At 44.7% G+C, this 12,823-nt stretch carries 11 protein-coding genes; 5 read left to right on the top strand and 6 right to left on the bottom strand.

Going from position 1 to position 12,823, the window contains the following annotated elements; genetic code table 11:
* Positions 1–94: 94 nt before the first annotated feature.
* The 3 genes from KO518_RS07445 (at position 95) to KO518_RS07435 (ending at position 3,439) form a co-directional block, all read left to right on the top strand.
* On the top strand, positions 95–2,437 hold the full coding sequence (locus tag KO518_RS07445) for an EAL domain-containing protein (RefSeq protein WP_216025187.1): 2,343 nt from the start codon (positions 95–97) through the stop codon (positions 2,435–2,437).
* Positions 2,434–2,619: a succinylglutamate desuccinylase/aspartoacylase family protein gene (locus KO518_RS20205; protein ID WP_216025483.1), complete on the top strand. Its 186-nt coding sequence runs from the start codon at positions 2,434–2,436 to the stop codon at positions 2,617–2,619. Before KO518_RS07445 ends, KO518_RS20205 begins: the two co-directional genes overlap by 4 nt.
* Positions 2,620–2,782: 163 nt before the next feature.
* The gene (locus KO518_RS07435) at positions 2,783–3,439 is read left to right on the top strand and encodes a DsbA family protein (protein ID WP_216025186.1); all 657 of its coding nucleotides are present in this window, start codon (positions 2,783–2,785) and stop codon (positions 3,437–3,439) included.
* Positions 3,440–3,618: 179 nt separating this feature from the next.
* Here KO518_RS07435 and KO518_RS07430 read toward each other — a convergent pair whose 3' ends face one another.
* The 5 genes from KO518_RS07430 to KO518_RS07410 all read right to left on the bottom strand — a co-directional run bounded on the left by KO518_RS07430 (position 3,619) and on the right by KO518_RS07410 (position 9,238).
* Positions 3,619–3,801: a hypothetical protein gene (locus tag KO518_RS07430; RefSeq protein WP_216025185.1), complete on the bottom strand. Its 183-nt coding sequence runs from the start codon at positions 3,799–3,801 to the stop codon at positions 3,619–3,621.
* Positions 3,802–3,833: 32 nt separating this feature from the next.
* Complete coding sequence (locus tag KO518_RS07425) at positions 3,834–4,394, bottom strand: DUF4339 domain-containing protein (protein WP_216025184.1); 561 nt, start codon at positions 4,392–4,394, stop codon at positions 3,834–3,836.
* Positions 4,395–4,861: 467 nt separating this feature from the next.
* Positions 4,862–6,478: a PepSY domain-containing protein gene (locus KO518_RS07420; protein WP_216025183.1), complete on the bottom strand. Its 1,617-nt coding sequence runs from the start codon at positions 6,476–6,478 to the stop codon at positions 4,862–4,864.
* 17 nt (positions 6,479–6,495) lie between these two features.
* Positions 6,496–6,807: a hypothetical protein gene (locus KO518_RS19880; RefSeq protein ID WP_252736013.1), complete on the bottom strand. Its 312-nt coding sequence runs from the start codon at positions 6,805–6,807 to the stop codon at positions 6,496–6,498.
* 94 nt (positions 6,808–6,901) lie between these two features.
* Positions 6,902–9,238: a TonB-dependent receptor gene (locus KO518_RS07410; protein ID WP_216025182.1), complete on the bottom strand. Its 2,337-nt coding sequence runs from the start codon at positions 9,236–9,238 to the stop codon at positions 6,902–6,904.
* 243 nt (positions 9,239–9,481) lie between these two features.
* Between KO518_RS07410 and KO518_RS07405 the strand changes: the two genes are divergently transcribed.
* Both KO518_RS07405 and KO518_RS07400 read left to right on the top strand, forming a co-directional pair.
* Positions 9,482–10,570 (top strand): M14 family metallopeptidase, encoded by a 1,089-nt coding sequence (locus KO518_RS07405; RefSeq protein WP_216025181.1) that lies wholly within the window; start codon positions 9,482–9,484, stop codon positions 10,568–10,570.
* A gap of 317 nt (positions 10,571–10,887) precedes the next feature.
* Complete coding sequence (locus KO518_RS07400) at positions 10,888–12,231, top strand: serine hydrolase (protein WP_216025180.1); 1,344 nt, start codon at positions 10,888–10,890, stop codon at positions 12,229–12,231.
* 321 nt (positions 12,232–12,552) lie between these two features.
* Here KO518_RS07400 and KO518_RS07395 read toward each other — a convergent pair whose 3' ends face one another.
* Entirely contained in the window at positions 12,553–12,741 is a 189-nt protein-coding gene (locus tag KO518_RS07395) for a hypothetical protein (RefSeq protein WP_216025179.1), read from the bottom strand.
* Positions 12,742–12,823: the final 82 nt, after the last annotated feature.

Genomic DNA, 12,823 nt, shown 5'->3' with positions numbered 1-12,823 from the left:
ACATTGCTACACGGCTCGTCTGAGTTATCTATTACGCAAATTACAAAAAATAACGCATACTTAACACGGTCAGTTAATAAAAGAGGAAGCTTGTTTGAGTAATCCAGCAGGTTCGAAAGACGAATACGACAGGATAAAAGCATTACACAAGCTCAATATTTTAGATTCTGAGCCTGAAGAACGTTTTGATCGAATCACCCGCTTGGCACAGCACTTTTTCAACTGTGAATATGCTGCAATCACGTTTATCGATAGCGAACGACAGTGGCTCAAATCCCGTGTTAATTTAGCCCTGCGTGAATCGCCAAAGTGTGACTCTTTCTGCGTACATACCATTGCGCAAGAGGAACACCTGGTGATAGCCGATACGCGCTTAGACAATCGCTTTGCTAACAACCCGTTTGTCACTGGCCAGCCAAATATTCGGTTTTATGCTGGTGTGAAGTTAACCTTAAACGGCTACGCATTAGGGGCGCTATGTGTGTTTGACTCGCACAAGAAAACGTTCACCGACGAGCAGCTTGCGCAGTTAAAAGACTTGGCCAATATTGTAGAATCGGAATTAGTACGGCAAGAAATTATCCAGGCCAACGAAACACTCAGAGGCTATGAAAAACAGGTGGAAGAAACGCGAAAACTCACACGCGTTCGCAGTGCCATTCTGGAAAAAATTGTCTCGTCAGATACGCTAGGCACGGTATTGCACAATATTGTAGATGCCGTAGAACACGAATACTCAAACATGTTCTGTAGTATTTTACTGCTCGAAGGTAACCGGTTGCGTCTGGGCGCGGCCCCCTCGTTACCGCAGTTTTACAATGATGCCATCGACGGTGTTGTTGTTGGGCCAGGCGTGGGTTCCTGCGGTAATACAGCGTACAGCAATGCGCTGACTATTGTAGAAGACATCACTACACACCCATACTGGGAAGCTTGGAGTGATATTGCTGCACAGGCAAAGTTGGGTTCGTGCTGGTCACAGCCTATTCGTGGCGCTAGTGGAGAAGCGCTTGGTACGTTTGCTATATACCATTCCACGCCATCAAGCCCCACATCAGAACAAATCAATCAAATTGAGCAATTTGCCCATATTGCAAGTATTGCAATTGAACGCGAACGGGCGAATCAGCTTATTTGGCGGCAGGCAAATTTTGACGTTCTCACAGGATTACCCAATCGCAACCTGATGGAAGATCATTTAAACCTGGCATTGAAAGCAGCACAACGGGAAAAAACAAAAGTCGCAGTACTTTTTCTGGACCTCGACAACTTTAAAGATGTTAACGACTCTCTGGGTCATGACACTGGCGATGTGTTACTCGTTGAATGCGCACAACGCATAGAGAACGCATTGCGCAAAGAAGATACCGTGTCTCGCTTGGGCGGCGACGAATTTGTTGTGGTTTTGGGCGGCCTGAGTGATGTAATTTTGCTGGAAAAAGTCGTGCAGAAGCTAATGCGCAACGTGTCTGAGCCCTATACGCTAAACCAGCAAATTGTTCACACCAGCACCAGCGTTGGCATTACCCTTTATCCCGACGATGGCGAAGACATTACAAGCCTTTTAAAAAATGCCGACCAAGCAATGTACGGCGCTAAAGCGCAAGGCAAGAATAGTTACCAGTTCTACACCAAGTCTATGCAGGATGCTGCCATGAAGCGCATCGTATTGCTCAATGATATAAGAGAGGCGTTAAAAAATGAGCAGTTTTTCCTCGAATACCAGCCCATTGTGCATTTGCGAACCAATACAGTTACCAAAGCAGAGGCGTTAATAAGATGGCAACACCCCGAAAAAGGCCTTATTCGCCCCGATGAATTCATTCCACTTGCAGAGGAGTCAGGCTTAATTTTTGACATCAGCAACTGGGTATTTGAACAAGTATGTGACGATGCTATCCAATGGCGACGCGACTTGTGCCCCACGCTCCAACTGAGTATCAATACCTCTCCAAGCCACTACTTCAGTGCTAACCCGGATATAATGGACTGGTTAACCGTGTTACTGGGCAAGGGGTTATCTTCAGACGCGGTTTTGCTGGAGATAACAGAAAACCTGTTTATGGAAGCCAACTTCAGTGTAGCAAAAAAACTTTTTCAGTTCCGTCAAGCCGGAGTGGGTATTGCCTTGGACGATTTCGGCACCGGCTATTCATCCATCTCTTTCCTCAAAAAATACCCCACCGACTTCATTAAAATCGACCGTAGTTTTGTCAAATCTATGACAGAAGTCAGTAACGACAAAGTTCTGTGTGAAGCTATTATTGTCATGGCCAAAAAACTGGGCATCAAAGTCGTGGCAGAGGGCATTGAAACTGAAGAGCAACTGACTATTTTAAACAACATGGGTTGTGACTACGGGCAAGGCTATTTCCTTTCAAAACCGCTGAACAAGTCAAACTTCGGAGAAATACTGCAAAAAGAGCAGACAAAATAAATACGGGGAACACTGCCGCTGGTGTTCACGGCTATGAATACATCTCGGTTTTAACCGCTGAAAAATGGGTGAAATCCCTTTCCCCTGACACCATTTCTGATGTCTTAGTTATTGTGAGGCTTGCGCATATTCCCGCATTTGAAGAACGCTCAATATACGTCAATTCCTATGCTCGCAATTAAATAACACGCATGATCGCCTAGCGCTACTACCAGAAAAGACAGCCACAAGTACCAGGGATGTTCTGCCAAAATCGATACAAGCCAGAAAAGGCGCGATCTATTTTTTGAATAGCACAAACCTTAAATGCTACCATCACGCCATTAGAATTCTTAAGGAAAAATAGTGCTACATCACCGTTATTTTAAGAAAGTATCTTTAGCTACCGTTTTATCAATCGCATGTTACTCGGCGGGAGGCTTCACCGTTGCTTCAGCGGATGAAGAGACGACCAACCCAACGGTCGAGAGTATTGTAACAAGTGATATGGTTTTGGGTGACGCAGACGCCCCTGTAAGCGTTATTGAATACGCCTCATTTACTTGCGGCCATTGTGCAACTTTTCACAATTTAGTGTTTGATAAGTTAAAAGAAAATTACATTGACACCGGAAAAGTGAAGTTCACTTTTCGAGAAGTGTACTTCGACAAGTTTGGCTTAGCGGGCTCGCTTATTGCCAGGTGCGATGGCAACACCGATTTCTATTATACTTATTCAGGCGAACTGTTTAAAAAACAGCGCGAGTGGATGAAGTCAAAAAATGAAGGCGAATTATTATCACACTTTCAGGCTATGGCAATGGCTCTGGGACAAAGCGAAGAGAAGTTTAGAGCTTGTCTGAACAACAATGAAAATGCTGATTCGTTGCTAGCGTGGTATCACCACAACGCCGACGTCGACGGTATAAAGGCTACTCCCACTTTTCTTATCAATGGCAAGAAACATTCAAATATGAGTTTTGAAGATATGTCGAAACTTATCGACGCTGAGCTCAATAAATAAACACAGCGCCCTAAGAGATGCTTTTTGTGTTGAATGCGAAAAGAGTCTCTTGTTGGCGTGACTAAACTTTCTCTATGTTGATGAGGTGCATTACACTTGCCGTCAGAGCGGGGTTAGTCTTGTGCCAATACAGCTCAGCACAAGACGTGGAAACAGAGTGCCACAACGGTAGCTCGAAGTTAAGGTTTCTGAGCTTGCTTACTTTCAAGATGATCACTGTAATACCAAGCTGCTATAGCGGCGATTATCCATGTAGGGGACTCAGTATAGGCATCGTCAACGAAAAAATATATTAGCGTGGTGACTACCGCTAGAACAAAAGATATCCAGGCAATGACATCCCATACTTTAGGGTCTTTCATATTCTTTTCCTTACGCTGTTGAGGGTAAACTGCTAGGCAGACAAAACTAAAACGAACGAAACGATCCAAACCGCAAAGTAACCCATGCTATGGTTTAGATTTTTTGCTCTTTGAAAAAGATATACTGGCACAAGCCACGTCATACCTTTAAATTTCTTAGTGTTGTGGCCAGCTTGCGAGAGACGTTTTTCATCCCAATAAGACAGTGCCACGTTTAGAATCACTGTAATGTAAAAGTACTTTGCCTCAGCCATTGCTTGCTCAGCTTTCCACTCAGTACTGTTTGCTGCTCCTGCAACGATCCATTCCAAAAAGTAACCAAGGATGGGGGCGAAAGCCAATATCCACACCACAGTATTATTAACGTGCTCGCCGGCCAGAGGAGGCGGAGTAGCGTTGTTAAGATGCACGTTCAGCTCAGTATCTTCAACTTTTAACCAATCTGGAAAGCCTTGTTTCCAAACAGAAGTCCCATGAGATACAACCCCCGCGTTAATCAGCGCTACGAGGTCAGCCTCTCCAACCCCACCCTTTCTTTTGCCGTTCTCCTCGTAAAACCAAGAAATAGAGGCATCCTGATGATTTCCAGTCATATTGTTTTCCTTTCCCAATCGCCTAAAGATAATTGACTGTGCATAGGGAGCTCACAGCCTACGCCCTGATAACACACTGATAATGTTGGGCAAGTTAAGATGTCGCTAGGTTAATTGAAAAAAGAAGTGTTTTCTTCCTCATCAGGGTATTGGTTTTTAAACCATTGTTTATAAAGTAATATATAACAGGCAGGAAAAAACAGATTCCGCGCAGCTTACCTATTGGTGCTGACTTATCGCGAGTTTGCGAGTGCAATAAAGTAAACCGGTAAGTGAAAGAAGCGCCAGGTAAACGAAAAAACCGCGCATTTCGCCATATGTAAACACAGTTAGGGCCAGAGCTACAACGTGAAAACCAAGCCCCAAAAAACGCCCCGTTTTTCTGCCCGTGAACGAGCCTGCTAAATTCAATTGTATGCAGCCTATTACTGCAAACGTCAAAATAACCAAATGAAGCATTACATCCATTATTTATTGCCCTCTGCCTTTATGAGTGGCGACTCTATTGAGCCTGCAGTCTTTCCCTTGTAAAAAAGATAGTAGAAGGAAAGCAATCCCAGCATAAATAGAGTCAGATCTACACCGACGGACACGTTATGGTGGGTAGTACTAACATTAAAAAGATGGCTACCTGTAAATGCAATATCCAAAGGCATGACACTTACCAAACATAGCGCACTCATCATGCCCAACAGCCTGAAAGAGTGCTTTGCCCGGACGAAGAGACCGAGTAAGGTTGCGCCTCCCCAGACCCCAAAAAACGCCGTAAAAATAAGGTAAGTTTCGTCTGCACTAGGCATGATGTGATTGCACACGAGTTGAACAGGAAATAACACAGACGTGGCGAGTACGATCCCAGTACAGGTTCCACTTAATAACCTACCCACCAATTCATACGTACGCTTTGAATGAGACGGGTTTTTCGCAGCAATACCCCGTTGTTGCCAGAGCATAATACCGCTTATGGGCAACAAAGCCATTGCAAGACCTAACCACGCCCAGATTACTTTTACAAATATCCCGGCAAAATTGCCAAAATGTAGCGGGAACATGGCATCGAGTATTTTTCCTGTAACGCCCTCTAGCCGCCCAAAATTTGCTTGAGATCGCAGATATTCTCCTGTTGCTCCTTGATAAACCAGAGTCTCCCCACCAAGTTGCTCACTTCCCGTACCAAACACATATACCAGTGCTTCCTTGTCGCCGTAACCCATCACTGTAAAGTTTGTCAATGTGAGATCAGTCCGGGTTTCTTTACTTGCGCTTAATATCTCACTTATTTGAGTTTCCTGCTGAACATGACTGATTTCAGGGGCTTTTATAGCGGTGAAGGTTTCGACGAGTTTTTCCTGATCGCCGTTAAATCCAACATATGCAGCCGCCGGAACCAGGATAACCGTAGCAAGCCCCAGAAACGCTCCTGTAAACGCAATCACTGAGTGAAACGCTACTCCCCATATTCCCATGACTTTGTGTCCGTCACTGAGCAATAACGAGAAACTCTTATCAGGTCTGAACGTAAAGATCTGTGCTAGTTTCTTTCTATGAATAAGAATACCGGTGATTATCGACACCATTAGGGTAAGCCCCAGCAATCCGGTCAAAATTAATCCCACGGGGCGGCCCAGGTGCAAATCGGCGTGAAAATGCGCTATAAAACTTGCCATATCAAAACGCACAGTGGAAAAGTAAGTTTCCATATCGAATTTTTCGATAACACGTAAGTCTTTAGGGGATAATTCAAAAACAAATCCTTCGTGTTTTTCCGTTCCGTCTGGCTGCAATACGTGCCCTTCAAAAATCACTCTGGCCGTTTCAGCTGACCGCGCTCTCGGGAAATTAACATGGACTTCATCCAGATATTCAGGCCCTACCTTTTGCGCTAAAGTGGCGAGGGTAGCGTGGTACTGCTCCGGGTTTATTGGTATGGGTTCGCGGATAGCGCTATTTGCCCATATTTGTAACTCTGGACGGGCAAATACGGCAACGGCGCCACTAAATGCAATAACAAATAATAAGATGCCGGTAATTATTCCAACCCAAGTGTGCAGCTTGTACAGCTTTTTAATTGTGATACTTTTCATAAGGGTAGACTTCGTTCTCAGCCAGCCAACGCGAAATAAATACAAATAATATGGATAGCCGCCAAACTAACCAAGACAGCCCACAATTGCTTTACAGAAGTCACCAAAAAACAATAAATAAACAATGCCGCCCAGATGAAGGGAAACAATAAAATCGGGAGTCCCACTGCATCATTTTGATTAAATGGTAAGTAAGTAGACATACCTGGAATCATTACCGTTGAAGTAATCATCACCATTATCACTGCCGCAAAAATACGAGTCTTTAAAAAACTAAAAACTGATTTGCGGGAAGACGTCAGCTTATTTCCACTTGCCTGATGTTCCATTGCAATAACCCTACTCTACTTTGCATCTTGTTCGTGTTAAAAAGCGCCGTCTTTCCATCGTAGAGTAAACCTATAAGGCTCTCTTACGTATCATTTAGAAACTTCCTCGAAACTCAAGGCTTACCTGCCTCGGATCACCCAGTGTGTGTGTAGCTGGATTCGTCAACGTGGCGGCCGCTGAGCGGTACTCTTCATCAAGGAGGTTTTGAGCAACCAAGTAGATGCCAAATTGAGACTCATTGCGCCATTCGTAGCCAATCCGAACATCAACCAGCGTTCTCGCATCATTTTCTGGTTCAATGACATCGTCGGCACCGTTGGGTTTTAGCTCTGCAATAGAACTGTCGTTATAATTGATATTGGCATTAGCGACAAAGCCTGACTCAGCAGTGTAATTCAGCCCCATGTTGGCTGTTACTTTTGGGGCTCCCGCGAACGGTCTGCCGTCATAGGTGTTGCCGTTACTGCTATATTCTTTAAATTCTGTTTCAGATAATCCAAATCCCGCATAAAACGACAAATTTTCCGATGCAACATATTGAGTTTCTATTTCAAAGCCCATTACTTCTGACCGACCTGCGTTCACCACAATTGAGTCGTTATTCGCGGCACTCAAAGCTACCGTAAGTTGTTGGTCGGTCCAATCAATATAGAACACATTACCATTAACTGTTAACGCATTATCAAGCCATGTAGAACGAACGGAAAACTCGTAATTGTCAGTGAACTCAGCACCATAGGAATAGCGTTCACCTCGAATGATGTTGTAGCCTACACCACCCGACCGATAACCCTTCTGATACACAAAGCTGTAAGTTAGGTCATCATTGACATTATATTTTACGCCTGCTTTGGGAAGAACTTCAGTAAAGCTTCCACTTGACTCAGGAATAGAAGTAGATGCTTGCGCAGCCATGCCCTGAATTTGTGTGTTTAGAAGTGAAATAATCATTCCTGTCGTAGGATCGTATTGAGTGGGATCCGGAAATGCAGAGCTAATTGCATAGTTATCGTCATTGGAGAAACTCTGCTCTTCATCATCAATGCGCACACCAAATAGTAAGCTGATGGTTTCATTGAAATGATATTCCATATCGGCAAACAACGCGGCAGTGGTTATAGTTTGCTGATACTCACCATTTAACGCCAGATCTGCCGGGTCGGCGCCGGAATCAGCATAAACTCCCATCACATATGCTGTTGTCCCTATCGCCGTGGCTTCGTCCATACCAAACTGTGTAATAAGGGTAGATGTAAGGAGCTGATCGATACCTAAAGAAGAAAATGGTAGCAGTTGATTACCGTTGTAGTTGTCTTTCGAGTCCAGATCAGAGTAGAAAGCACCAATAACACCGTCAACATTATCGTAGTCAAAGACAAAACGAATTTCCTGGCTAAAGGTATCGTCATTTCTGGTATCAAATTGCTGTGCTAGCGCTAATGGCGATGCGTCACTGTCCCATTCGTAGCCATATTCTGCTTTAGTCAAAGCCGTCACTGATGTAACTGACCAGTTGTCGTTTATTTCGTAGTTCAGGGTAAGGTTGAAAAAGTCTGTGTCAGTAAATTCATGGGTAGGCGCGTTATAATCCATGATGCGTTCAGAGTAACGCTTTTCAGGCTCTGAAGGCACATTAACAAAACTAACGCCGTTATCACTTTGCATATTTGAATACGCAAACATGGCAGAAAAGCCGTCTAAATTCAGCGGTTCATAAAGTACTTTAAGCCGCCAGTTGTCTGCTTCTGAATAATCACTGTTGCCTGCTATGTTTGGCGCAGTGTTATACCCATCGCGATCGTTCTTTTCACCGGCCAGGCGAATAGCTAATTCATCTTCAATTAACGCACCGCCACCAGCAAACGCATATTCCCTTAGACCGTCGCTACCAATATTCGCGCGGACTTTCGCGCCCCAGTCATAAGTAGGGTTAACGGTAGTCATGACAACGGCACCGGCCAGTGCGTTTCGACCTTGTAGTGTCGATTGAGGACCCCGAAAAACTTCGACTTGCGCGATATCCCAGGCGGTAAGCGTACCTTGTTGAATAATACGATACGGCATTGCAGCACCATCTAAGTACAAACTAGCCAGCGCGTTATTTGTTCCGCCCCCCGTAATGCTTTGGCTGGCACCAAATGCGTTAATACCGCGAACGCTAAAATCTGATTCATTACCCACAGCAACATTCGGCACTTGTACCAATACATCGTACATACCGATTAAACCGCGCTCTTGTATATTTTCTGCCGTAGTCACATTCACGCTAACAGGGGTTTCTTGAATGGTACGCTCAATTTTTGTTCCGGTGACAAGAATTTTCTCGACTTCGTGCAATGAACCAGGTTCATCATTGGCCAATGACGACGCCGTAAAGCACATCATTGCAATTGAAAGTGGGGAGAGTTTTGACAGTGTAGGTAAATCCATGTTTTAGCCTTGCGCGAACACAATAATGAAGATGCGCATCATTATCATTTACATGCAGTACTTTGTAAAGATCAACTTTACTTACCCGACTGGAACTCAGGAGCGTGTTAGCCTGTTAATCGCGGACACAAATTAATTCCAGAAAACACAATGACTTGCTCTGGGAGCTCGCTAAAACTGAAATCTTCCAATTACCCAATGGTTGCTCGATAATAACCCTGGAAAAAGTATTATGGAAAAGCTATGACAACAAACAACTGGCTAACATTTAGCATCAAGCGCCTGGCATTTATCTTTGCATGGGGTATTTTCAGCGCCAGTAGCTTCGCTGCGCAAACCCTCGAAATAGCAGGTACATTCATTCCTCCCGGCACCAGTAAGAACTTGACTCTTGAGGTTGCTGCGGGCGAAAGTGACCCGGCAACGTTTATTCCTGTTACTGTCATTAATGGTAAGAACGACGGCACAGTATTGGCTACTGTTGCTGGCGTTCACGGGTATGAATATATCTCTATTCTCGCCACAGAAAAGTGGGCAGAAACGCTTTCACCAGAATCCATTTCAGGGGCACTCATTATCGTGAGGTTAGCGCATATACCCGCTTTTGAAGAACGGTCTGTCTATGTTAACCCACACGATAGGAAGAATCTGAACCGTAGCTTTCCCGGCAGTATTAGCGGTACACAGACAGAGCGTATTGCCCACGCCATTTCTACTCATATCGTCGCCAATGCAGATTTCCTGATTGATTTACACAGCGGCGATGGCGCTGAGTGGTTAGCCCCCTTTGTGGGCGCATACGGCGGCCCCTTGGCCAGTGATTACGAACAAGCCATGGACGTAGCGACACATTTTGGCTTTCCCAATATCGTTACCTATGAAATGAAAACGCAGCAGCAGGTAGATACAGAGCGCTCGTTAAATCGTCAGGGCGTAGCAGCAGGCATTCCAACCATACTCGTAGAAATAGGCGAAAACGCATCGAAAGATGAAACCTTGGTAAATAGGCTCGTAACAGGCTTAAATAACACCCTTGTGCGCTTATCAATGTTGCCGAAGGAAACATCACCACACTCCAATGAGACCCAACTTAACCATTTTGTGGGCACGACATCCGTACCTGTTGATGTATCTGGTATTTGGTATCCACGCCACGTGACTGGCAGAGAAATAGTTGAGGGTGAAATACTGGGTGAAATCAAAGATTACTTTGGCAAAATTGTCAGAACGGTTCGCGCCCCCGCGTCAGGTTATGCGCTATATGGGTTAGCAGGGCTTCCGGTTAAGCAAGGTGAAAGTGTCATGACCATTGCATTAAAAGATACTCCCTAATATCTTCCGGTAATATTCACCCATTGTTTCATCAAGCCGCTGATGTTGCTCCTCTCGTCAGCGGGAATCCAACTGTTTAAATGAAGTCCACCGTTTACTGAACTTATTTCGCGGCAATTAGAAGTCAACGACCAACTAAACACGGCCCAGTCTGCACTATATGACGAACATTCTGCTGCTAATTTACGGGAACAAGGTTACTATTTATCCCGCCCGCTACCGTGGGATGATTTTTTCTCTATGATAAAAGACTAAACTTGCTCCTCAGTTAGGCGCCCTGTAACTTAAACCTGCCCTCACATAATAAGGTCATTTTCATGAAGAAGGTATTCAGCTTTTTTGCACTGCTTGTTGTATTTGGTGTTTCAGGTCAAGATTTCGATAGCGCTAAAATGGATAGCTACTTAGACTCACTTGCCAACCACGACAAAGCCATGGTCAGCGTTGCCATTATGGAAAAAGGTGAGCCTGTTTATCAAAAAGCGGTGGGGTTTGCTGATGTAAATGCCAAACAACAAGCAACGATCAACACACGGTACAGGGTCGGCTCGATTACCAAGGTATTCACCGCCGTCATGATTTTTCAGTTAATTGAAGAAGACAAGCTGTCGCTGGACACCACGTTAGACACCTTTTACCCCAACATTCAAAATGCCCGTGCAATAACCATTTCAATGTTGCTACACCATCGAAGCGGTATTGCCAACTTCACCGACCTCCCCGCGTATGGCAGTTACATGACGCAGGCAAAAACTCAGGCCGACATGGTGAAGATACTGTCTGCGCTAGATAGCGACTTCACCCCAGGCAGCGGCGCAAAATATTCTAACTCCGGCTACTTACTATTGGGCTATATTATTGAAAGTATTACTGGTGATAGCTATGACAAACAGTTGCAACAACGTATAACCAGCAAACTGGGCCTGACGCATACGGTTTTTGGAACTAAAACGGACTCAGTGACTAAGTCTGATTTAGCAGAATCCTACATCTACCGAGGAACAGGCTGGCTACCTGCCAGCAATACTCACTTGTCAATTCCCCACGGTGCTGGTGCTATTGTTGCAACACCGTCTGACGTAACCGCTTTTTTCTCAGGACTGTTTGCAGGTAAACTCATTTCAAATGCATCGTTATCTGAAATGAAAACTATTAAAGATGGTTTGGGCGCAGGCCTATTTCAATTCCCTTTTTACGACAAAACCGCTTATGGTCATAACGGCATTATCGACGGCTTCAGTTCTCAAGCGTCTTATTTTGAAAAAGACGGCGTTGCCTTTGCAATCGTCGCTAATGGGCTGAATTATTCACTTAATGATATCAGTATTGCCATGTTAAGCCTGTTTTTTGGCCGTGAATACACGTTGCCCGATTTTGCGGGAAGCCCTGTTTCGCTGCCAACGAGCCAACTACATCAATACAAAGGCACTTATGCATCTCAGCAACTGCCACTAAAAATCACAATAACAGTGAAAGGCGATCAACTTATCGCGCAGGCTACCGGGCAAGGGCCGCTCCCTCTCACGCCTTACTCTAAATATGAATTTCGTTTCGCACCTGCTGGTATCGTTATGCAGTTCGCACCCGGTGATAAGAGCGAAAGCGCTGACGAATTTACACTTCATCAAGGTGGCGGAACCTATCTCTTTACAAAAGAGTAGCGGGCCTATTTTGTCTAACTGCGCGGTTTAAAATTTCTATTCCTTACCCCACACTTTAACGCGCAGCTAACGCTTATCCCTTGGATAAGGTGCGGTTTGAACCCGCTTTCTAACAGTGTTCTGCGCAACTAAATCAGGACACTTTTACTTTCTTGAATTGCGATTGCGCTTGCTTCGGCAATGACGTTATTAATTTGATGCTGAAAGTCTGTTTGCAGCATATCAAACTGCTGACTAATGGCATCATCATTAAAGCGTATCGAGAGCACCCTTGGTGCAGAACAAGGTAACGAGGCTGTCAGGATAAGCCTTCGCCTTTCATTAACGTTTACGGGGGTTGTCTGTTTCAAGCCACTTGGCAATCAGTGTTGCGATGCGCTTGTGATCGTTTTCACTTAACTGCATAAGCAAATCCCCTGAAGTGGGTTTATACCCTGTCCTGGCTTGCCCTTTCGTCATTATGCGTGAGAACGGCGATTTTTTCTGTTTCTCTTTGGTTGGTTTATTCATCGTATGGCAACACACTTATCCACTAATCACTGCTGATATTTACGCTTAACTTCATCGGTTTGACGTTTGGCCTCTTCTTGCA

The sequence above is a fragment of the Aestuariibacter sp. A3R04 genome, assembly GCF_018860805.1.
Taxonomy (GTDB): domain Bacteria; phylum Pseudomonadota; class Gammaproteobacteria; order Enterobacterales; family Alteromonadaceae; genus Alteromonas.
The sequence above is the reverse complement of the archived record's forward strand: the minus strand, read 5'-3'. Positions and strand labels throughout refer to the sequence as shown.

Excerpts from the sequence above, each read along its gene's own strand:
- KO518_RS07430 (WP_216025185.1), bottom strand. The coding sequence starts at position 3,801 with ATGAAAGACCCTAAAGTATGGGATGTCATTGCCTGGATATCTTTTGTT.
- KO518_RS07425 (WP_216025184.1), bottom strand. The coding sequence starts at position 4,394 with ATGACTGGAAATCATCAGGATGCCTCTATTTCTTGGTTTTACGAGGAG.
- KO518_RS07420 (WP_216025183.1), bottom strand. The coding sequence starts at position 6,478 with ATGAAAAGTATCACAATTAAAAAGCTGTACAAGCTGCACACTTGGGTT.
- KO518_RS19880 (WP_252736013.1), bottom strand. The coding sequence starts at position 6,807 with ATGGAACATCAGGCAAGTGGAAATAAGCTGACGTCTTCCCGCAAATCA.
- KO518_RS07410 (WP_216025182.1), bottom strand. The coding sequence starts at position 9,238 with ATGGATTTACCTACACTGTCAAAACTCTCCCCACTTTCAATTGCAATG.
- KO518_RS07405 (WP_216025181.1), top strand. The coding sequence starts at position 9,482 with ATGACAACAAACAACTGGCTAACATTTAGCATCAAGCGCCTGGCATTT.
- KO518_RS07400 (WP_216025180.1), top strand. The coding sequence starts at position 10,888 with ATGAAGAAGGTATTCAGCTTTTTTGCACTGCTTGTTGTATTTGGTGTT.
- KO518_RS07395 (WP_216025179.1), bottom strand. The coding sequence starts at position 12,741 with ATGAATAAACCAACCAAAGAGAAACAGAAAAAATCGCCGTTCTCACGC.